The sequence below is a fragment of the Streptomyces sp. YIM 98790 genome (genome assembly GCF_011421595.1).
Taxonomy (GTDB): domain Bacteria; phylum Actinomycetota; class Actinomycetes; order Streptomycetales; family Streptomycetaceae; genus Streptomyces.
Genome location: NZ_WTLH01000047.1, coordinates 1 through 19,255, shown reverse-complemented (window position 1 = coordinate 19,255; position 19,255 = coordinate 1). Strand labels below are relative to the sequence as shown.

The 19,255-nt window shown below is 75.7% G+C and carries 21 protein-coding genes and 1 pseudogene; 13 read left to right on the top strand and 9 right to left on the bottom strand.

What is annotated here, in order from left to right; genetic code table 11:
- Positions 1-90: 90 nt before the first annotated feature.
- Positions 91-771 (top strand): uracil-DNA glycosylase, encoded by a 681-nt coding sequence (gene ung, locus GQS09_RS10985; RefSeq protein ID WP_165985833.1) that lies wholly within the window; start codon positions 91-93, stop codon positions 769-771.
- 53 nt (positions 772-824) lie between these two features.
- On the opposite strand, the gene GQS09_RS10980 is transcribed toward ung, so the two are convergent.
- Positions 825-1,334 (bottom strand): DinB family protein, encoded by a 510-nt coding sequence (locus GQS09_RS10980; protein WP_165985832.1) that lies wholly within the window; start codon positions 1,332-1,334, stop codon positions 825-827.
- 108 nt (positions 1,335-1,442) lie between these two features.
- Between GQS09_RS10980 and GQS09_RS10975 the strand changes: the two genes are divergently transcribed.
- Entirely contained in the window at positions 1,443-2,351 is a 909-nt protein-coding gene (locus GQS09_RS10975; RefSeq protein WP_165985831.1) for a Gfo/Idh/MocA family protein, read from the top strand.
- Positions 2,352-2,602: 251 nt separating this feature from the next.
- On the opposite strand, the gene GQS09_RS10970 is transcribed toward GQS09_RS10975, so the two are convergent.
- The 3 genes from GQS09_RS10970 to GQS09_RS10960 all read right to left on the bottom strand — a co-directional run bounded on the left by GQS09_RS10970 (position 2,603) and on the right by GQS09_RS10960 (position 5,094).
- A complete protein-coding gene (locus GQS09_RS10970; protein ID WP_165985830.1) occupies positions 2,603-3,175 on the bottom strand; it encodes an HD domain-containing protein in 573 nt (190 codons plus the stop codon).
- A 172-nt stretch (positions 3,176-3,347) separates the two neighbouring features.
- Entirely contained in the window at positions 3,348-3,983 is a 636-nt protein-coding gene (locus GQS09_RS10965) for a hypothetical protein (RefSeq protein ID WP_165985829.1), read from the bottom strand.
- A gap of 76 nt (positions 3,984-4,059) precedes the next feature.
- Positions 4,060-5,094: a threonine/serine dehydratase gene (locus GQS09_RS10960; RefSeq protein WP_165985828.1), complete on the bottom strand. Its 1,035-nt coding sequence runs from the start codon at positions 5,092-5,094 to the stop codon at positions 4,060-4,062.
- Positions 5,095-5,177: 83 nt separating this feature from the next.
- On the opposite strand from GQS09_RS10960, the gene GQS09_RS10955 reads away from it, so the two are divergent.
- Entirely contained in the window at positions 5,178-6,071 is an 894-nt protein-coding gene (locus tag GQS09_RS10955) for a LysR family transcriptional regulator (protein WP_165985827.1), read from the top strand.
- A gap of 43 nt (positions 6,072-6,114) precedes the next feature.
- On the opposite strand, the gene GQS09_RS10950 is transcribed toward GQS09_RS10955, so the two are convergent.
- Positions 6,115-6,537, bottom strand: a complete 423-nt coding sequence (locus GQS09_RS10950) for a helix-turn-helix domain-containing protein (protein ID WP_165985826.1) — start codon at positions 6,535-6,537, stop codon at positions 6,115-6,117.
- 159 nt (positions 6,538-6,696) lie between these two features.
- On the opposite strand from GQS09_RS10950, the pseudogene GQS09_RS10945 reads away from it, so the two are divergent.
- Both GQS09_RS10945 and GQS09_RS30640 read left to right on the top strand, forming a co-directional pair.
- A pseudogene (locus GQS09_RS10945) lies at positions 6,697-6,942 on the top strand (alcohol dehydrogenase catalytic domain-containing protein); the annotation flags it as partial.
- 112 nt (positions 6,943-7,054) lie between these two features.
- The gene (locus tag GQS09_RS30640) at positions 7,055-7,777 is read left to right on the top strand and encodes a zinc-binding dehydrogenase (protein ID WP_313896081.1); all 723 of its coding nucleotides are present in this window, start codon (positions 7,055-7,057) and stop codon (positions 7,775-7,777) included.
- Between the two features lie 349 nt (positions 7,778-8,126).
- On the opposite strand, the gene GQS09_RS10935 is transcribed toward GQS09_RS30640, so the two are convergent.
- Both GQS09_RS10935 and GQS09_RS10930 read right to left on the bottom strand, forming a co-directional pair.
- Complete coding sequence (locus GQS09_RS10935) at positions 8,127-8,990, bottom strand: undecaprenyl-diphosphate phosphatase (RefSeq protein ID WP_165985825.1); 864 nt, start codon at positions 8,988-8,990, stop codon at positions 8,127-8,129.
- Between the two features lie 143 nt (positions 8,991-9,133).
- Positions 9,134-9,841, bottom strand: coding sequence for a TVP38/TMEM64 family protein (locus GQS09_RS10930; RefSeq protein ID WP_313896080.1), 708 nt, complete (start codon positions 9,839-9,841; stop codon positions 9,134-9,136).
- A gap of 195 nt (positions 9,842-10,036) precedes the next feature.
- On the opposite strand from GQS09_RS10930, the gene GQS09_RS10925 reads away from it, so the two are divergent.
- From GQS09_RS10925 to GQS09_RS10915, 3 genes are all read left to right on the top strand, one after another.
- Positions 10,037-10,867, top strand: a complete 831-nt coding sequence (locus GQS09_RS10925) for a fused MFS/spermidine synthase (RefSeq protein ID WP_165985845.1) — start codon at positions 10,037-10,039, stop codon at positions 10,865-10,867.
- A 95-nt stretch (positions 10,868-10,962) separates the two neighbouring features.
- Entirely contained in the window at positions 10,963-11,415 is a 453-nt protein-coding gene (locus GQS09_RS10920; RefSeq protein ID WP_165985824.1) for a DUF4442 domain-containing protein, read from the top strand.
- A gap of 184 nt (positions 11,416-11,599) precedes the next feature.
- Entirely contained in the window at positions 11,600-12,259 is a 660-nt protein-coding gene (locus tag GQS09_RS10915; RefSeq protein WP_165985844.1) for a DedA family protein, read from the top strand.
- A 67-nt stretch (positions 12,260-12,326) separates the two neighbouring features.
- Here the strand turns inward: GQS09_RS10915 and GQS09_RS10910 are convergent, their stop codons facing one another.
- The gene (locus tag GQS09_RS10910) at positions 12,327-13,193 is read right to left on the bottom strand and encodes an EamA family transporter (RefSeq protein WP_165985823.1); all 867 of its coding nucleotides are present in this window, start codon (positions 13,191-13,193) and stop codon (positions 12,327-12,329) included.
- Positions 13,194-13,325: 132 nt separating this feature from the next.
- Here GQS09_RS10910 and GQS09_RS10905 point away from each other — a divergent pair, with 132 nt between their 5' ends.
- Together GQS09_RS10905 and GQS09_RS10900 are read left to right on the top strand one after the other, a co-directional pair.
- Complete coding sequence (locus GQS09_RS10905) at positions 13,326-13,898, top strand: helix-turn-helix domain-containing protein (protein ID WP_165985822.1); 573 nt, start codon at positions 13,326-13,328, stop codon at positions 13,896-13,898.
- A gap of 77 nt (positions 13,899-13,975) precedes the next feature.
- Positions 13,976-14,530: a YbaK/EbsC family protein gene (locus GQS09_RS10900; protein ID WP_165985821.1), complete on the top strand. Its 555-nt coding sequence runs from the start codon at positions 13,976-13,978 to the stop codon at positions 14,528-14,530.
- Between the two features lie 17 nt (positions 14,531-14,547).
- Here GQS09_RS10900 and GQS09_RS10895 read toward each other — a convergent pair whose 3' ends face one another.
- On the bottom strand, positions 14,548-14,979 hold the full coding sequence (locus GQS09_RS10895) for a CoA-binding protein (protein ID WP_165985820.1): 432 nt from the start codon (positions 14,977-14,979) through the stop codon (positions 14,548-14,550).
- A 59-nt stretch (positions 14,980-15,038) separates the two neighbouring features.
- On the opposite strand from GQS09_RS10895, the gene GQS09_RS10890 reads away from it, so the two are divergent.
- The 3 genes from GQS09_RS10890 to GQS09_RS10880 form a co-directional block, all read left to right on the top strand.
- Positions 15,039-15,716 (top strand): YigZ family protein, encoded by a 678-nt coding sequence (locus tag GQS09_RS10890; RefSeq protein WP_165985819.1) that lies wholly within the window; start codon positions 15,039-15,041, stop codon positions 15,714-15,716.
- 93 nt (positions 15,717-15,809) lie between these two features.
- Positions 15,810-16,964, top strand: coding sequence for an exonuclease SbcCD subunit D (locus GQS09_RS10885; protein WP_165985818.1), 1,155 nt, complete (start codon positions 15,810-15,812; stop codon positions 16,962-16,964).
- A partial coding sequence (locus tag GQS09_RS10880) for an AAA family ATPase (protein WP_165985817.1) occupies positions 16,961-19,255 on the top strand: 2,295 nt, incomplete at its 3' end. The genes GQS09_RS10885 and GQS09_RS10880, both read left to right, overlap by 4 nt.

Sequence of the window (19,255 nt, the reverse complement as noted above, 5' to 3'; positions counted from 1 at the left end):
CGGGCCCCTGCCCGGCCGGTTCCGCGGCTGTCAGTGGTGCGCGGTACGTTCTCCGCCATAACCACTTGACCGGCAACGGAGGTTGACGTCGTGATCGGAGAGCTGCCCGGGTCGTGGCAGAGCGTGCTCGGCGAGGAGCTGGCCAAGCCCTACTTCAAGGAGCTCAGCGATTTCGTCGAGACGGAGCGGGCGCGCGGACCGGTCTACCCGCCCCGGGAGGAGGTCTTCGCCGCCCTGGAGGCCACCCCGTACGACGAGGTCAAGGTGGTCATCCTGGGCCAGGATCCGTACCACGGCGAGGGCCAGGGCCACGGACTGTGCTTCTCGGTCCGTCCCGGGGTGCGCATCCCGCCCTCGCTGCGCAACATCTACCGGGAACTGCACGCCGACCTCGGCTGCCCCGTCCCGGACAACGGCTATCTGATGCCCTGGGCCGAACAGGGCGTGCTGCTGCTCAACACGGTGCTCACGGTGCGCTCGGGGCAGGCCAACTCACACAAGGGCATGGGCTGGGAGCGGTTCACCGACGCGGTGATCCACGCCGTCTCCGCCCGCACCGACCCGGCCGTGTTCGTGCTCTGGGGCTCGCACGCCAAGAAGAAGCTCCCGCTGATCGACGCCGCCCGGCACGCCGTGGTGGACGGCGCCCACCCCTCGCCGCTGTCCGCCAAGAAGTTCCTCGGCTCCCGCCCCTTCTCCCGGATCAACGCGGCGGTCGCCGCCCAGGGCCACAGCCCGATCGACTGGTGCATCCCGGATCTGGCCGGCTGATCCGGTCCCGCGGGGCGGGCGCTCCGGCCCGGCCCGGCCCCGCGGCATCCGGCTCAGCGGCCGGTGACCCCGTCGATCCGCTCCCGGATCAGATCGGCGTGCCCGTTGTGCCGGGCGTATTCCTCGATCATGTGCACATAGATCCAGCGCAGGCTGAACTCCTCGCCGTCCCGGGGCCGCCGGCAGGTGTCGTCCAGCGCGCGCCCGGCCGCCGCCGCCCGGGCCGCCTCGATCTCACGCCGCCAGGTGGCGAAGCCCTCCTCCGCCCGGTCCTCCTCGGTCAGCTCGATGGCCCGGTCCGGCTGCTCCGTGCTGCCGTACACCCCCGGCACCGGGGACTCGCCCAGCACCCGCCGGAACCAGTTGCGCTCGACCTCCGCCATGTGCCGCACCAGCCCGAGCAGGGTCAGATTGGAGGGCGGGGCCGACGCCTCCTTGAGCTGCTTCTCGTCCAGGCCCGCACAGATCCTGGCCAGCGTCTCCCGCTGGTACTCCAGCCAGTTCTCCAGCATGGTCCGCTCGTCGCCGACGTTTCCGGGGTAGCCGCCTGATGTCGTCGTCATGCGGCCATCCTCAGCCCCGGACGGACCGCCGGGCCAGGCGATTACCGGACCGCCGCGCGGCTATGCTGCCGGGGCACGGCCGAGTCGAGCGAACGCACAGGGGGTCCGGTGAAGGTCGGCGTGATCGGGCTGGGCGACATCGCCCAGAAGGCGTACCTGCCCGTCTTCACCACACAGCCCGGTGTGGAACCGCATCTGCACACCCGTACTCCGGCCACCCTGGAACGCATCGGCGACACCTACCGGGTGCCCGCGGAGCACCGGCACGCCACGCTGGACTCGCTGCTCGCCGCCCGGCCGGACGCGGCCTTCGTGCACGCCCCCACCGCCGAGCACCCGGGGCTGGTGGCCCGGCTGCTGCAGGCCGGGGTACCCGTCTATGTCGACAAACCGCTTGCCTTCGATCTCGCCGAATCCCGCCGTCTGGTGGAGCTGGCCGAGGAGCGGCGGACCAGTCTGATGGTCGGCTTCAACCGCCGCTGGGCCCCGGGCTACGCCCGCTGCCGCGAGCATGCCCGTGATCTGATCATCATGCAGAAGCACCGGGTCGGCCTGCCCGAGGAACCCCGGCGGATGATCTACGACGACTTCATCCATGTGGCGGACACCCTGCGGTTCCTGGCCCCCGGGGCCGTCGACCGCGTCGATGTGCGGTTCCGCTCCGTGGACGGCCTGCTGCACCACGTGGTGCTCCAGCTCTCCGGTGAGGGCTTCACCGCCATCGGCGCCATGAACCGGCTCTCCGGCTCGGCCGAGGAGATCCTGGAGGTCTCCGGCCAGGACTCCAAACGCGAGGTGCGCAACCTGGCCGAGATCATCGACCACAAGGGCCAGCCGAGCATCCGGCGGCGCGGCGACTGGGTGCCGGTCGCCCGGCAGCGCGGCATCGAGCAGGCCGTGCTGGTCTTCCTGGGCGCGGTCCGGGCCGGCCGGCTGCTCTCCGCCGAGGACGCCCTGCGCACCCACGAACTCTGCGAGCAGATCGTCACCGCCATCGAGCACCCCCTCCCGGCCTGAGCCGTCGCTCCTCCGCCCTGCCCGCCGCTCGTCACGGCAAGGGGGCGGCGTCCGCGGCTCTCGCCCGGCCGCGGGGGAGAGGACGCCGGAAAACCTCCGGGGCCGCCGTATCCGCCGCCGCACCGGCCCTCTCCGGGGTGACCGGGACCGCCCGTACGGTGGAACGGGCCGCGGTCCGGCCCTCCGCCGGCGCGCGAGGGTCCGGGGCGGTCCGGGGCGGTCCGCGGCGGTTCCGGCCCGCCGGGGAGGCGCTACAGGGCGGACGACGGGCCGGGGAGGCCGAACTCGTCGCGCAGGGCGGCGAAGGCGGCCACCTTGTGCGCGCCGAACCCGCCGATGAAGGCGGCGTATTCGGCGAAGGTCAGCAGCCGGTGCGGCGCGGACTTGGTGTGGAACTTGTCGGCGTACATCACCAGGCGTTCCTCGGCGGTCTTCGCCACGTGGTCCACGGGGGGCAGCGGCAGGTGCTGTTCGATGATGTCCGCGCGGGTGAGCCCGGTCCCGGTGTGGCAGGAGCAGAACCGGCACAGCTCCTCCGGATACCCGGCGGCGGCCAGCAGCTCGTGGCCGAGGATGCCGTGCCGCACATAGTTGCGGTGATCGAGCCGGCCGTCCCGGTCGTACAGCCGGTAGACACCGATGTCGTGCAGCAGGCACCCGGCCCGCACCAGCTCCGCGTCCACGGCGAGCCCGCCGCGGGCGATGAGCTGCTCGGCGATCCGCCAGACCTGCACACAGTGCCCGTGCACCAGCTCCAGCGCCTCTGCCGAGGGCGCGTGCTCCTCGTGCAGGGCCCGGATCTCGTCCTCCGCGGGAACATCCACCGCGCCAGGCTAACCGGCCCGCCACGCGGGGCCGTGCGGGTGGCCGTTGCGCGGACCACCGGCCGGCGGCGGCAGCCGTGCCGTTCGTCCGGCCCCGGCGACGGACGGCGCGGCCCGCACCAGGGGTGCGAGGGCCGCGCCGTCCGGACGCCCCGGGCCGTGGCCGGGGCGCTCACTCGCCGGCCGTGCCGCCCCGCCTCACCCGCAGATCGAAGGCGAAGGCGTCGGTGCAGTCCAGGATGAACTCCTGGCCCAGCACCTCGACGGCCGCCTCCGCCGTCAGCGGGGTGCGCCAGCCCTTGGACACCACCGTGCCGAAGGGCTCCTCCACGACCTCACGCACCCGCTGCCGCGGGCCGGCCTCGGCATAGGAGCCGCTGATCACGGCCTCCTGCGGTGCCGGGGAGGGTCCCTCCCCCAGCTCCTCGACGGCCACCGGGGCGGAGATCGTCCCGTCGTCGAACAGCGGGCCCGCCACCGGGCCGCCGCCCCCGTACTCGACACCGGCCACCTCGGCGGACAGGCTGACGTGCGCACCGAACACCGAGTTCTGGTAAAGGTCGAGAACCACCCGCGAGTCCCCCTGCCCGCCCTGGCACCACACCACCTGGCCCGCCTCCCGGGTCCACCCCGGGCCCTGCTGCTGCCCGGCCGGGGAGTGCTGCCCTCCGGTCTCCCGGGCGGCCCCGGCCGTGTGCGCCGTCTGCGCCGTCCGGGCCGCCTGCGTCGCCTGGGCCGGCCGTGCCCCGGCGTCCGGCGAGCCGCCGGCCGCGACGGCCGGCCCCGGGGCCAGGAGCGCGAGGGCCACTGCCGCTCCCGATGCCGCGTACTTCCGCTTCACGTTTCCCCCCCCTGAGGAGAGTGCTGCTGCTGTCCTGCGTCGCTCAGACCGCGGCCGGCGCGTTTCGGTTCCCCGGCTCTCCCGGGAAATCCGGGCCGGACCCACCACGGGGTGCCGGGCCGGGCGCCGCCGCCAGGGCGGCGATCTCGGCGGCGGACGCGTTGCCCCCGCTGCACACCACCGCCACCCGCTGCCCGGCGAAGTCCGCCGGGGTGTCCAGCACGGCCGCCAGCGCAGCCGCCCCGGCCCCCTCGGCCAGCGTGTGCGCATGCCCGGCCAGCAACCGCTGCGCCTCGGCGATCCGCTCGTCGCTCACCAGCCGGAATTCGGCGAGACGCGTCCGCAGCAGCCGCTGCGGCAGGGCGAAGCCGCGGCCGGTCGCCAGCCCGTCCACCGCGGTCCGGCAGGCACGTTCCACACAGCTGCCGGCCCGCCAGGAGTCGTGTGCCGCGGGCGCGGCGGAGGACTGCACCGCGATCACCCGGCAGCGCGGCGCCAGCTCCGCCGCGACCAGGCAGGCCGCGGCGGCACCCGTGCCGCTGCCCACGGGCACCAGCAGCGCGTCCAGCTCCGGGCCGGCCGGGTCCTCGAAGATCTCCAGATAGGCGGTGCCGACCCCGGCCAGCAGGGCGGGGGTGTCACCCGGGCTGACCAGCCGCGCCCCGCTCACGGCCGCCAGTTCCTCGGCCCGGGCCTGCGCGGCGGACAGATCCGGGCCGTGCAGCACCGCCTGCGCGCCCAGCGCCCGCACCTTCTGCCCGCCGGCCGCCGCCGGCATCACCACCGTGCACGGGGCACCGAACGCGGCACAGGCATAGGCGAGCGACTGCGCGTGGTTCCCGGTGGAGTAGGTGACCAGCCCGCGCCCGCGCTCCTTCGGGGCCATGGCGGCGAGCAGAGTGAGGCCGCCGCGCACCTTGAACGCCCCGGTCGGCTGCACATTCTCGTGCTTCACATGGACGGTCACGCCCAGCATCTCGTTCAGCGCCGGATAGGACCACATCGGCGTCGCGGGCAGCCGTCCGGCCAGCAGCTCCCGGGCCGCCCGCACATCCGCACAGGTGGGTTCGGATTCCATGCCCCCATCCTTGGGCCGCCCGTCCCATAGTTCAAATGCCAGTTTTCTACTCTGTCCATCAACCGGATTGATAGATTGCCGCCATGCTCGACATGACCCGGCTGCGTGTGCTCGCCGCCGTCGCCCGGCACGGCTCGGTCACGGCGGCGGCCCGGGCCCTGGGCTACTCCCAGCCGTCCGTCAGCCACCACCTGGCCCGGCTGGAGGCCGAGACCGGCAGCACCCTGGTGCAGCGGCTGGGCCGCGGCATCCGGCTGACCGAGGCGGGCCGGATGCTCGCCGAGCGGGCCGAGGAGATCCTCGGCCGCCTCGACGCCGCCGAAGCCGAACTCGCCGCCCACACCGGGCTGCGGGCCGGCCGCGTCCGGCTGGCCGCGTTCCCCTCCGCGCTGGGCACCTTCGTCCCCCGGGCCGCCGCCTCGTTCGCCGCCGGCCACCCGGAGGTGGAACTGCGCTTCGTCGAGGCCGAACCGCCCGACGCCACCCGCCTGCTGCGCGCCGGCGAGGTGGAGGCCGCCCTGCTGTTCCGCCACCCCGACGAGCCGCCGGCCGCCGGCGACGACGGGCTGCGCCGCACACCGCTGCTCACCGAGCCCATCCATCTGGTGGCACCGGCCGGGCTGGCCGGCGACCGGCTCGCGGACCACGCCCGGCGGCGCTGGATCAGCGGCTGCGAACGGTGCCGCACCCAACTGGTGCGGTCCTGCGCGGCAGCCGGCTTCACCCCCGACATCGCCTTCACCACCGACGACTACGTGGCGGTGCAGGCCCTGGTCGCGGCCGGTCTGGGCGTCACCACCCTGCCGGGGCTGGCGCTTGCCGCCCAGCGCCACCCCTCGGTGCGGACCGTGCGGCTGCCCGGCCACCACCGCACGGTCTTCGCAGCCGTGCACGGACAGCCCCCGGACCCGCCGGCCACCACGGCGCTCCTGGCGCACCTGCGCGAGGCCGCGGCCACCGCCCTGCCGCCCCCGTGACCGGCCCGGCCGCCGCGGCTGCGGCCCCGGGGCGGGCGGGACCTCAGCCGGTGGCGGCCCCGGCCGGTGCGGCAGCGGCGTCATAGGACGCGCGCGAGGCCAGCACCTCCGCCATGTACTGCTCCGCCCAGGACTTGATGGCCCGCATCACCGGCAGCAGGCTCTGCCCCAGCGGGGTCAGCCCGTAGTCCACCCGGACCGGCACCGACGGGGTGACCGTGCGCGTCACCAGCCCGTCGCGCTCCAGATTGCGCAGCGTCCGGGTGAGCATCTTCTGGCTCACCCCGGCCAGTTGCCGGGACAGGTCGCTGTACCGCCGCGGGCCGCAGGCCAGTTCCCGCAGCACCAGCCCCACCCACTTGTCACTGATCCGCTCGATCAGCCGACGGGTCGGGCATTCCGCCAGAAAGGCGTCGAAGGCATCGCGGGCCTCTTCCCTGCGCTGTGCCGCGGTCCGGGTCGGCATGGCTCTCCCTCTTCTCCCTAGGGCACTTCGAAGTGCGTTCTTCCCGCTTGCGGAACAGCGAACTTACGGTGGCCGCGTATTCCGGGGCGGCCCGGCACCGGCACAGCACCGAAGGGCCGCCCCGGCACCCGCTCCCCACCCGTTCTCCGAGGAGATGTCATGCGCGCTGCCGTTGTCCGCACCCCGGGAGGTCCGGAGGCCGTCGAGATCGCGGAGTTCCCGCTGCCCGAGGCAGGACCGGGCCAGGTCCGCATCCGCGTGGAGGCCGCAGCGGTGAACCCGGTCGACGCCTTCACCCGGGCCGGACTTGCCGCCGAGGCGGGGCTGCTGCCGCGCCGGGAGACCACCGGACTGGGCTGGGACGTGGCCGGCGTGGTGGAGACCGCCGGTCCGGGCGTCACCGGATACCGGCCGGGCGACCGGGTCATCGGGCTGCGGGACCTGNGCCGGACTTGCCGCCGAGGCGGGGCTGCTGCCGCGCCGGGAGACCACCGGACTGGGCTGGGACGTGGCCGGCGTGGTGGAGACCGCCGGTCCGGGCGTCACCGGATACCGGCCGGGCGACCGGGTCATCGGGCTGCGGGACCTGCCGGACCTTCCGCTGGGCACCCACGCCGAGCATGTGGTGCTGGAGGCCGCCGCCGTGGCCCCGGCACCCGCGGGACTCACCCCGGCGGAGGCCGCCACCCTGCCGCTGAACGCCCTGACCGCCGCCCAGGCGCTGGACGCACTGGCGCTGCGGCCCGGCGCCACCGTGCTGGTCACCGGGGCGGCCGGCGGGGTCGGCGGCTTCGCCGTCGAACTGGCCGCGGCGCGCGGCCTGCGCGCCGCGGCCCTCGGCCGGCCGGAGGACGAGGACATGCTGCACGGGCTGGGCGCCACCTGGTTCGTGCCGCGGGACGGCGACCTGACCGCACAGGTGCGGGCCCTGGTGCCGGGCGGCGTGGACGGGGCCCTGGACGCCGCGGTCCTCGGCATCGGTGCCCAGGGGGCGGTCCGCAACGGCGGCGCCTTCGCCGCCGTGATCGGTGGTGCCGCACCCGCACCGCTGCGCGGCATCCGGGTGGCCACGGTCATGGTGCGGGCCGACGGCGCCGCGCTGGGCCACCTGTCCGAACTGGCCGCGGCCAAGCGGCTCACCGCGCGGGTCGCCGACGCCGTCCCGCTGGCCGATGCCGCCGCCGCCCACGCCCGGCTCGCCGGGGGCGGCCTGCGCGGCCGGCTGGTCCTGATCCCCTGAGTCCCGCGCCGGCAGGTGGTCGTGCAGAGTCTGCCAGGGCAGCATGCGCCCTGCTCCGGCCCTGCTCCGGCCGGCGCCGTGGGCGGAGAGAGGGCCCCGGACCCACCGCAGGGCGGGTCCGGGGCCCCTCGTCTCCTTCCCGGCTCCTGCATGTCCCCCCGCGGTGTGATGCCGTGCCATGCCGGCGGAGCGCGCGGATGAGCGGATGAGCGGGTGAGGACGGGAGACGATCACGCTCTGAATCTGCGGAGCAGCATCACGGGGCGGGCGTTCCGCGAGCCGCGTGATCACTCCCCGAAGCCGGCGCCCTCCAGCGGTTCCACGACTCCGCCCCAGACCAGGGCCAGGATCACCACGCCGGCGATGATCCGGNGCCCCAGACCAGGGCCAGGATCACCACGCCGGCGATGATCCGGTACCACACGAAGGGGGCGAAGGTGCGGGTGGAGATCCACTTCATGAACCACGCGATCACCGCGTAGCCCACCCCGAAGGAGATCACCGTGGCGAAGATCGTCGGCGGCCAGCTGACGTGGCTGGCCTCCTCGCCGATCGAGCTGACCTCGTACAGCCCGGAGCCGAAGACCGCCGGGATCGCCAGCAGGAAGGAGTAACGCGCCGCCGCGGCCCGGGAGTAGCCCAGGTACAGACCGCCGGTCATGGTCACCCCGGACCGGGACATGCCCGGGATGAGGGCCAGAGCCTGCCACGCCCCGAAGACCAGCCCGTCCCGGATGTTGAGCTCCTCGATCCCCTTGCGGGGCTTGCCCGCCCGGTGCCGGCCGCCGGCCTCCGCCTGCGAGGCGATGCGGTCGGCGATGCCCAGCGCGATGCCCAGCACGATGAAGCTGGCGGCGATCAGCCGCAGATCCCGGAACGGTCCCTCGATCGCGTCCTTGAACGTCACGCCCAGCACCATGATCGGGATCGAGCCCAGGATGACCAGCCAGCCCAGCCGGGCGTTGAGCTCGCCGCGGGCCTCCCGGTTCACCAGCGAACGCGCCCAGGCCGAGAGGATGTTCCAGATGTCCCGGCGGAAATAGATCAGGATGCCCAGCTCGGTGCCGAGCTGGGTGACCGCGGTGAACGCGGCTCCGGGGTCCTCCCAGCCGGCGGCCAGGGCGACAAGCCGGAGATGGGCGCTGGACGACACGGGCAGGAACTCGGTCAGTCCCTGGACGAGCCCGAGAATGAGTGCTTCGAACCAAGACATGGTGGGGTCTGCTCGTCCCTCAAGACGGTCGGAAGGGTGGAAACGGCGGCGCACCACCGGGGATCGGGCGCTTCGGCGGCGGACGCGCAAGCAGATCGTATGCCGCGTATGCCCGTGTCACGGACGTGGGGCGGAAATGATGATCAGCCCGGTCCGCCGCGGGGCTCCGGCGCCCGCCTGCGGCGCAGCGCCAGCGCGGCCAGCCCGGCGGCCGCCGGAACCGAGCAGGCCAGCAGGAACGCCGGGGAGAGCGGATCCCAGACCGTGCTGCCGGCCAGGCAGTAGCCGGCCGTGGTGGGCAGCGTGCCCACCGCGGTGCCGCCGGCCAGCGCCCCCCACGGCATCCGGGAGACCGCGGCGGCGTAGCTGGTCAGCGCGAACGGCACCAGCGGCAGCAGCCGCAGCACCGTCATGGTGCGGAAACCCCGCTCGCTCATCTGCCGTTCCAGGCCGGTCAGCAGCCGTCCGCGCAGCAGTGGCCGCAGTGCCTCCCGGCCCAGCAGCCGGCCCAGCCCGAAGGCCAGCAGCGCGGCCAGTACGGTGCCGGCCACCGCCACCACCGTGCCGGTCACCGCCCCGAAGAGCAGACCGGCGGCCACACTCAGCACCGGCCGCGGGGCGAAGGCCGCCGCGCACACCGCGTAGACCGCGGTGAACAGCAGCATCGCCGGGAGGCCGGAGGGCGCGTCGAGCGCGGAGCGCCCCTCGCCGAGCATCCGGTGCGGCTCGAACCGGGCCACCGCCGCGCCCGCGGCGGCCAGCAGCAGCACCAGCGCGGCCAGCCGGATGCGGGGGGAAAGCGGCGCACCGGCGGCGGACGGACCGGCGGTCACGGTGCGGGAGGAAGGCACCGGGGGAGCGTATCCGATCAGCCGGACCGCACGGCGCGAAAGCCCGTGCCGCGCAAGCCCTGTGGCAGCCCGGCCGGCACCGCCCCTCGGCCGCGTGCCCCGGTGCCGCACAATGTCCGGGTGCCCCGCCCCGAACCTCCGCCCCGCCCGGTGCCGCCCGGCCCGGCGCCGCACCGCCGGGACGACCGGGTGCCGGTGACCGTGCCGGTGGACCGGGGCACCGCCCGGCTGCTGCCGGACGTCGACCGCGCCCGCGCCTGGCTGCTGACCCTGGACGACGCCCCGCAGTCCTACGTGGACCTGGACGACCCGGGCCACCTGGAGTTCGAGTACGTCCGCCGGATCGGCCACGCCCTGGACCTGGCGGCCCCGCCGGGCCGTCCGCTGGACCTGCTGCACCTGGGCGGCGGCGGCCTCACCCTGCCCCGCTACGCCGCCCGTACCCGCCCCGGCTCCCGCCAGCTGGTGGCGGAGGCCGACGCGGCGCTGGCCGCCCTGGTGGAGCGCCGGCTGCCGCTGCCGCCCGGCTCCGGCATCGCGGTGCGCACCGCGGATGCCCGCGCCGCCCTGGAGGCCGCGCCCGCCGCCGGTACCGACGTGCTCATCGCCGACGTCTTCGCCGGTTCCCGCACCCCGGCCGCGCTGACCACGCTCGGCTTCGCCCGGGCCGCCGCCCGCGTGCTGCGGCCCGGAGGCTGGTACCTGGCCAATCTCGCCGACCGTGCCCCGTTCGGCTTCCTGCGCGGCCAGCTCGCCGCCCTGGCCGCCGTCCTTCCCGAGCTGTGCCTGGTCGCCGAGCCCTCGGTGCTGCGCGGGCGGCGCTTCGGCAATGCCGTGCTGCTGGCCTCGGACCGCCCGCTGCCGGTGCGGGAGCTGGCCCGGCGCACCGCCGCCGACCCCTTCCCGGCCCGGGTGGTGCACGGCGCGGAGCTGCGCCGGCTGATCGGGGACGCGGCCCCGGTGACGGACGAGGGGACCGCCCGGCCCTCGCCCGAACCGCCGCCGGGGGCGTTCTCGGCGGGGTGAGGTGATTCCCGCCCGCGGCGGGCGACGTCCCCGTCCCGGCGACCGGAACAGCCGGTCGCCTGACCACCCTTGCTACTCGCTGGTAACCTGCCGCCATGCCGCAGATCCAGCCCGCCATCGGCGCGATGATGGCCGAGACCGTCCCGATGGTGCACACCCTCGGCCTGGAGTTCCTCGAAACCACTCCGGAGCGGGCGGTGGTGACCCTGCGGGACCGGCCCGGATACCGCAACCACGTGGGCGGACCGCACGCCGGAGCCATGTTCACCCTGGCCGAGTCGGCCAGCGGGGCCATCGTGCTGGCGGCCTTCGGCGACCAGCTCTCCCGCGCCGTCCCGCTCGCCGTCCGCGCCGAGATCGCCTACACCAAACTCGCCATGGGGGACGTGACGGCCACCGCCGAGCTGGCCCGCCCGGCGGCCGAGGTGGTCGCGGAGCTCGACGCGGGGCGGCGTCCGGAGTTCCCGGTCCGGGTGGCCATCCGCCGCGCGGACGGCGCGGTGACCGCCGAGATGACCGTCGTCTGGACCCTGCGGCCCGCCGGCTGAGCCTCCCGGACGCCGGCCGGCCGGCGGGTACTCACCGGGCACTCCGCGGGGCACTCCGCGGGTGTGGCTCCGGGCACACCCCGGTGCCGGCGGGCGGCCCGCGGAAATCGGTTAGGCTTCCCGCGGGCGGCTCTCCCCGAGCGCCCGAGGAGCAGGCCGAATGAGCGGCGGGGAGGACCGGCGGGTGGACATCCAGGCGTGGCTGGCGACCATTCCGCCGCTGGCCATCTACTCCCTCGTCACCGTGATCATCCTGGTGGAGATGCTGGGAATCCCGCTGCCCGGGGAGATCATCCTGGTCAGTGCCGCGCTGCTGGCCTCCCAGGGGCATGTGGACCCGCTCTGGGTCGGCGTCTGCGCGACCGTCGGGGCCTGTGTCGGCGACTCCCTGGGCTATCTCATCGGGCTGCGCGGCGGCCGTCCGCTGTTCCACTGGCTGGGCCGCAAGTTCCCCAAGCACTTCTCGCCGCAGAATGTCGCCCTGGCCGAGCGCGCCTTCGAGCGCTGGGGCGCCTGGGCGGTCTTCTTCGGCCGCTTCGTGGCCCTGCTGCGGATCTTCGCCGGCCCGCTGGCCGGGGTGCTGCGCATGCCCTACTGGAAGTTCGCCGCGGCCGACATCCCCGGCGGCATCCTGTGGGCCGGCGGAACCACCGCGGTGGTCTACTACGCCGGGGTGGTGGCCCAGGCATGGCTGCACCGCTTCTCCTGGGTCGGCCTGGCCCTCGCGGTGCTGTGCGGCGCGGCCTCGGTGTTCTGGATCAAGCGGCGTGCCCGGCGGGCCGCCGCCCGGGAGGAGGCGGCCGCGGCCTCGGCCGCACGCGAACCGGTCGCCGTCGCCGACTGACGCCCTCCGTCCCGGCGGCAGCCCCGGTCCGCCGGGCGGTGCCGGTCCGGGGGCGGCGGGCCGCCGGTCAGCCGGAGGCCAGCAGCAGAGTGCCGGCCAGGGCCAGCGCGGCACCCGCCGCCTGCACCGAGCGCAGCCGTTCGCGCAGCACGCCCCGCGCGGCCACCGCCGTGACCACCGGGTACAGCGACGCCAGCACCGCCGCCACGGTCACCGGGCCGATCCCGGCCGCCAGCACATAGGTGCCGTTGGCCACCACATCGGCGACACCCACGAAGAGCAGTGCCGGACCGGCCGACCACAGCTGTGCCCGGCCGCCCTCGGGCAGCACCGGCGCACCGCGCCGGTGCGCCACGGCCAGCGCCGCCCCGCCGATCAGCACATTGCACAGCCGCTGCACCAGCAGCGCCAGCAGCAGCCCGCCGAAGGTCTTCCCGTCGGAGGCCTCGGCGATCAGGGCGAGCACCCCGCCGAAGCCCAGCGCCGCCGCCAGGGTGAGCAGCAGTGCCCGCTGCCGCACCGGCGGCCCGCCGCGCTGCGGCCCGCCGGCCAGCACCACGCCCGCCACGGCCAGTGCGATGCCCGCGTACTGCAGTGCCACCGGCCGTTCGCCGGCCACCATGGCGACCGCGACCGGTACCGCCACCGCCGTCGCCACCAGCGGGGAGACCACGCCCATCGGGCCCAGCGCCAGCGCCCGGTAGAAGCAGATCATGGCCACCGGGCCGATGGCGCCGGCCGCCGCGGCGAACCACAGCCGGCCGTCCGCGTGCTGCCAGGCGCCGGTCGCCAGCACCCCGGCCGCCAGCACCAGGGCCGCCAGGACCTGCGAGACCACCACCACGGTGAGTGCGGGAACCCGGCGGGACAGCAGGCCGCCGCCGAAATCCGCCAGACCCCACAGCACGCTCGTGGCCAGGGCAAGCACAACCATGGGATACCTCGCAGTACAGTGTGGTGGACTTCAGCCCTCACTCTAGTCCTCTGTACTGGACTCAATAGTCAAAAATAATGCACCCACCGTGTGAGGTGCGCGACGTTCCGCCGCCGCGCACCGGAGAGGCCCATGACCGATCTCGATCAGCTCACCCAGGCCCTGGGCCGCAGCCTCAAGGAACTGCGCACCCGCCGCGGACTGTCCCTGGACGCCCTGGCCGCCCGGGCCGGAGTGAGCCGCGGCATGCTCATCCAGATGGAACAGGCCCGCACCAACCCCAGCGTGGGTACCGTGGTCAAGGTCGCCGACGCCCTGGGCATCAGCCTCACCAGCCTTTTCGAGCAGGGACTGCGCCCCGCCGTGCGGCTCACCCCGGCCGACCGCGCGGTGCGGCTGTGGTCCACCCCGGCCGGCAGCCACTCCACCCTGCTCGCCGGCACCGAGGCCCCCGGACCCCTGGAGATGTGGAGCTGGCGGCTGATGCCCGGCGAAGGCCACAGCTCCGACCCGCATCCCCCCGGCACCACCGAACTGCTGCACGTCACCGCGGGCGTGCTCACCCTCACCGTGGACGGCGAGACGCACGAGGTGCCCGCGGGCACCTCGGCCGCCTTCGGCAGCCATGTGCCGCACGGCTACCGCAACGACGGCGGCGAGCCGCTGGAGATGACCATGGCGGTCTCGGTCCCGCCGCCCCGCTGAACACCCGCAGCCCGCGCCGCCGGACTGCCCGCCCGCGCCCCGCCGGGCCGCGGTGCCGTACTTGCTACCGTGCCGCCATGCGCGCACCCATCGGCTCCTTCGACGAGGCCCGCCCGGTCACCGAACGGCTCGACGTGCTTCCGGCACCCGTCGCCGGCGCCTTCCGCGCCTGGCGGAGCCCGGTCCCCGCCGACCAGGTGCTCTACGTCGGCATCGACCCGGAACTGGCCGACACCGCCGCCTTCGTCGAGCACTACGGCAAGGACCTGGAGGACGCCTCCGTCAACTGCGTCATCGTCGCCGCCAAGCGGGGCGGCGAGACCACCCTGGCCGCCTGCCTGGTGCGTTCCGCGACCCGGCTGGACGTCAACAACACCGTCCGCCGCCGTCTCGGCGCCCGCAAGGCCTCCTTCGCCCCGCGGGAGACCGCCACCGGCGAAACCGGCATGGAGTACGGCTCCATCACCCCCATCGGCCTGCCCGCCGGCTGGCCGCTCCTCATCGACGCCACCGTGGCCGCCCTGCCGTACGCGCTGATCGGCAGCGGCACCCGCCGCGGCAAGCTGATCGCCCCGGGCAAGGCCCTGGCCGGGCTTCCCGGGGCGGCCCTCGTCGAGGACCTCGGCCGCTGACCCGCCGGGGGCGCGGATCAGGCCCGGCCGACCGCCAGGTCGCGGAACTCCGGGCGGCGCAGCTCGATCGCCGGGCACTTGTCCATCACCATCTCCAGCCCGGCCCCGCGCACCCTCCGGTACGCCTCCTCGTCCACCACGCCCAGCTGGAACCACACCGCCTTCGCCCCGGCCGCCACCGCCTCGTCGGCCACCGCACCGGCCCACCGGCTGTGGACGAACACGTCCACCACGTCCACCGGGAACGGGATCTCGGCCAGCGAGGCGTAACCGCGCTCGCCGTGCACGGTCTCCGCCCGCGGGTGCACCGGGACGATCCGCTTGCCGTACCGCTGCAGCAGCGCCGCCACGCCGTACGCCGCCCGTTCGCGGTTGGCCGAGAGGCCCACCACCGCCCAGGTGTCGCCGGCGGTCAGAATCCTGCGCACCGTCTCATCGCTTCCGTACATGCCTTCCTCAACCGGCACCCGCGGCGCGCCATTCCCCGCCGCCCGCCTAGGCTGGCCGGATGCGCGACCAGCGGCACCCCACCGGCCCGGCCGGCGGCGACGGACGCCCGGAGGACGACCGGTACCTCACGGTGGCCGGCGAGAGCGTGCACGAGACGGAGGTCAACCGGTCGCGCTTCCGGTGCACCCTGGCACCCGCGAACACCGTCGCGGAGGCCGAGGAGTTCATCGCCCGGGTCCGCGCCCGGCACCCGGACGCCACCCACAACTGCTGGGCCTACGTCATCGGCGCCGACGCCGCCGTCCAGCGCAGCAGCGACGACGGCGAACCCGGCGGCACCGCAGGCCCGCCCATGCTCCAGATGCTGCTGCGGCGCGGCATGCGCTGCACCGCCGCCGTCGTCACCCGCTACTTCGGCGGCGTCAGACTCGGCGCCGGCGGCCTGATCCGCGCCTACGGCGGTGCCGTCGGCGAGGCCCTGGACGCGGCCGGCACCGTCACCCGCCGCCGCATGCGACGGGCCGTCATCACCGTCGGCCACGACCGCGCCGGAAAGCTGGAGAACGAACTCCGCGCCGCGGGACACCCGGTGCACTCGGTCACCTACGGCTCCCGGGTCACCATCGAGACCGCCCTGCCCGGCTCCGCCGCCGGCGCGTTCCTTGCCTGGCTCGCCGACGCCACCGCCGGCACCGCCCGGGCCGCACTCGGCCCCGAGTGGTACGGCCCGTCCTGACCCCCCGCCGCCCGCCCCCGCCGCCCGGCGGCGGGACGGCCGGGCCCGGCCGGACTGCCCGGCTGTCGGCGCCCGGGCCTACAGTGATCCACCATGCGCTTCCTGCACACGTCGGACTGGCACCTGGGCCGCGCCTTCCACCGGGCCGGACTCCTCGACGCCCAGCGCGCCTTCATCGACCATCTCATCGCCACCGCGCGGGAACACCGCGCCGAAGCGCTCCTGGTCTCCGGCGACCTCTACGACCGGGCCGTCCCGCCGCTGCCCGCCGTCCGGCTGTTCGACGAAACCCTGCACCGGCTGGCCGGGCTGGGCATCCCGGTCATCATGATCTCCGGCAACCACGACTCCCCCCGCCGCCTCGGCGTCGGCGCCCGCCTGCTGGAACGCAGCGGCATCCACCTGCGCACCGATCCCGCCTCCTGCGGCGACCCGGTGCTGCTGCGCGACGCCCACGGAGACATCGCCGTCTACCCGCTGCCCTATCTCGAACCCGCCCTGGTGCGCGACCAGCTCGGTGCCGAACGCCCCGGCCACACCGAGGTGCTGGCCGCCGCCATGCGCCGGGTCCGGCGGGATCTCGCCGCCCGCCCCGCCGGCACCCGCTCCGTCGTCCTCGCCCACGCCTTCGTCACCGGCGGCGCGGAGAGCGACAGCGAACGCGACATCACCGCGGGCGGCGCCGCCTCCGTACCCCGCACCCTCTTCGACGGCATCGACTACGTGGCCCTCGGCCATCTGCACGGCGCCCAGGCCCTCACCGAACGGATCCGCTACTCCGGCTCACCGCTCGCCTACTCCTTCTCCGAGGCGGCACACCGCAAGAGCGTCTGGCTCATCGGACTCGGCCCCGGCGGACGCATCGAGGAGGACCGGCGCATCGACTGCCCGGTGCCCCGCCCGCTGGCCCGGCTGCGCGGCACCCTGGACTCCCTGCTCACCGACCCCGCCCTGGAGGCCCACCGGGACCACTGGGTGGAGGCCACCCTCACCGACCCCGGCCGGCCCCGGGAACCCATGGCCCGCCTCGGCGAACGCTTCCCGCACCTGCTCACCCTGGTGTTCGACCCGCAGCGGCCGCCGGGCACCACCGCCCCCGGGTACGGCGCCCGGCTGCGCGACCGCACCGACCAGCAGATCGCCGAGGACTTCCTGACCCACGTCCGCGGCGGGCAGGAACCCGACCCCGAGGAACGCGCCCTGCTCGCCGCCGCCCTGGAGGCCGCCCGCACCGGGGAGCCGCGGTGAGACTGCACAGCCTGCGGCTGGCCGCCTTCGGCCCCTTCGGCGGACGCCAGCACATCGACTTCGACCGGCTCGCCGCCGACGGCCTGTTCCTGCTGCACGGCCCCACCGGCGCCGGCAAGACCTCCGTCCTGGACGCCGTCTGCTACGCCCTCTACGGCTCCGTGCCCGGCGCCCGCCAGGGCCAGGAACTGCGCAGCGACCACGCCGACCCGCACACCCTCACCGAGGTGGTGCTGGACTTCACCGTCGCCGGCCGCCGCCTGGAGGTCACCCGCCGCCCCGAACAGGACCGCCCCAAGAAGCGCGGCACCGGCCTGACCCGGGAGAAGGCGCACAGCGCGCTGCGCGAGCGGCATCCGGCCACCGGCGGCTGGCGCGCGCTCAGCCGCTCCCATCAGGAGATCGGTGCCGAACTCCGCGACCTGCTGGTGATGAGCCGCGAGGAGTTCTGCCAGGTGGTGCTGCTGCCCCAGGGGGAGTTCGCCCGCTTCCTGCGGGCCGGTGCCGAGGACCGCGCGCGCCTGCTGGGGCGGCTGTTCGACACCCGCCGCTTCGCCGCAGCCGAGGAGCATCTCGACGACCGGCGCCGCGCCGCCCAGGAGCGGGTCCGCACCGGCGACGAGGCCCTGCTGGCCCTGGCGCACCGCATCCGCCAGGCCGCCGGCACGCGCGACGCCCCCTCCGGCGACGGTGCCCTGCCCGCGGCCGGTGACCCCGCCCTGGCCGGTGCCGTTCTCTCGCTGGCCGCCCGGGCCCGCGCCGACGCCCGGGAACGCCTGCTGATCACCCGCCTCGCCGCGGAGACCGCCGAGCGGGCCCACGACCGGGCGCGGCAGGCCCGCGACGAGGCGACCGCACTCCACGACCTCCAGTGCCGCCACCACCGGGCCCGGGCCCGCGAGACGGCCCTGCACCAGCGCCGCGCTGAGCGCGAGGCAGCCCGCACCCGGCTGGAGCGGGCCCGCGCCGCCGCCGCCGTGGCACCCGCCCTCGACCTGTACGCCGAGGCGGAGAGCGAACACCTGCGCGCCCGGGAGGCGGAGCAGGCGGCCCGGGCCGGCCTGCCCGAGGACCTCGCCGCCTCCCCGGCCGAGGCGCTCGCCGCCCGCGAACGCGCTCTGCGCCAGGAACTCGGCGCCCTCGCCGCCGCCCGCGCGGCGGAGGAGCGGGCCGGCCGGCTCACCGCCGAGATCGAGGACCTGGACCGGGAGGCCGCCGGCGACGCCGAGCGGCTGACCGCCGGCCGGGAAGCCCTGGCCGGTCAGGAGCTCGTCCTGCGCCGGCTCGGCGAACGCCTCGAAGCCGCCCGGCAGGCCGGGCACGACACCGGGCGTCTGGAGCACCTCCTGACCGAGGAGCGCCGCCGCCTCGCCGCCGCCGTACGCCGCGACACCCTCACCGCCGAGGCCGCCGCCCTGGAGGCGCGGCACACCCGGGCGGCGCGGGACGCCGACACCGCCCGCGCGCTCTGGCTGGACGTCAGGGAACGCCGGCTGGCCGGCCTGGCTGCCGAACTGGCCGGCCGGCTCCGCCCCGGCGAGCCGTGCCCGGTCTGCGGCTCCGCCGGGCACCCGGCCCCCGCCCCCCAATCGCCCGGCCACCCCGGCCGGGCCGAGGAGGACACCGCCCGGCAGGCCCTGGAGGAGGCCGAGCACCACCGCGAGGACCTCGCCCGCCGGCTGGCCGCGACCCGCGCCGAACTCGCCGCCGCGGCCGAGGGAGCCGGGGACGAGCCGTCGGCCGCCCTCACCGGCCGGGTCGCCGGGCTGGAGGAGGAACTGGCGCAGGCCCGCGCCGCGGCCGGTGGCCGGGAGACCGCCGAGCGGGAACTGGCCCGCGCCGAGGCGGAGTCCGCCCGGCTCGCCGCCGGCATCGACGAACTGCGCCGCACCGCCGCCGGCCGCGGCTCCCGGCGTGCCGCCCTGGCCGCCGAACTCGCCGCCCTGGAGGAGGAGCTGGCCCGTGCCCGGGGCGGCGCCGCCACCGTCGCGGAACGCGCCCGCCGCCTGGAGCAGGAGGCCGGCCGGCTGGCCGGGGCCGCCGAGGCCGCCACCCTCGCCGAACAGACCGCCGCACGCCTGAAGGAGGCCGACGCCCGGCTCGGTACCGCCGCCTACCGGGCCGGCTTCGGCACCCCGGCCGACGCCCGCGACGCCCTGCTGCCCGACGCCGGCCAGCGCGAACTCGCCGCGCGGCTGGAGCAGTGGAACCGTGAGGAGGCGGAGATCCGGGCCGTGCTCGCCGATCTCGCCACGGCGCGCGCCGCGGCCCGGCCGCCCGCCGATCCCGGG

Bases quoted from the DNA above. Each gene is read 5' to 3' on its own strand.
- GQS09_RS10980 (WP_165985832.1), bottom strand. From the start codon at position 1,334: ATGACGACGACATCAGGCGGCTACCCCGGAAACGTCGGCGACGAGCGG.
- GQS09_RS10960 (WP_165985828.1), bottom strand. From the start codon at position 5,094: ATGGAATCCGAACCCACCTGTGCGGATGTGCGGGCGGCCCGGGAGCTG.
- GQS09_RS10955 (WP_165985827.1), top strand. From the start codon at position 5,178: ATGCTCGACATGACCCGGCTGCGTGTGCTCGCCGCCGTCGCCCGGCAC.
- GQS09_RS10950 (WP_165985826.1), bottom strand. From the start codon at position 6,537: ATGCCGACCCGGACCGCGGCACAGCGCAGGGAAGAGGCCCGCGATGCC.
- GQS09_RS10920 (WP_165985824.1), top strand. From the start codon at position 10,963: ATGCCGCAGATCCAGCCCGCCATCGGCGCGATGATGGCCGAGACCGTC.
- GQS09_RS10910 (WP_165985823.1), bottom strand. From the start codon at position 13,193: ATGGTTGTGCTTGCCCTGGCCACGAGCGTGCTGTGGGGTCTGGCGGAT.
- GQS09_RS10905 (WP_165985822.1), top strand. From the start codon at position 13,326: ATGACCGATCTCGATCAGCTCACCCAGGCCCTGGGCCGCAGCCTCAAG.
- GQS09_RS10900 (WP_165985821.1), top strand. From the start codon at position 13,976: ATGCGCGCACCCATCGGCTCCTTCGACGAGGCCCGCCCGGTCACCGAA.
- GQS09_RS10895 (WP_165985820.1), bottom strand. From the start codon at position 14,979: ATGTACGGAAGCGATGAGACGGTGCGCAGGATTCTGACCGCCGGCGAC.
- GQS09_RS10890 (WP_165985819.1), top strand. From the start codon at position 15,039: ATGCGCGACCAGCGGCACCCCACCGGCCCGGCCGGCGGCGACGGACGC.
- GQS09_RS10885 (WP_165985818.1), top strand. From the start codon at position 15,810: ATGCGCTTCCTGCACACGTCGGACTGGCACCTGGGCCGCGCCTTCCAC.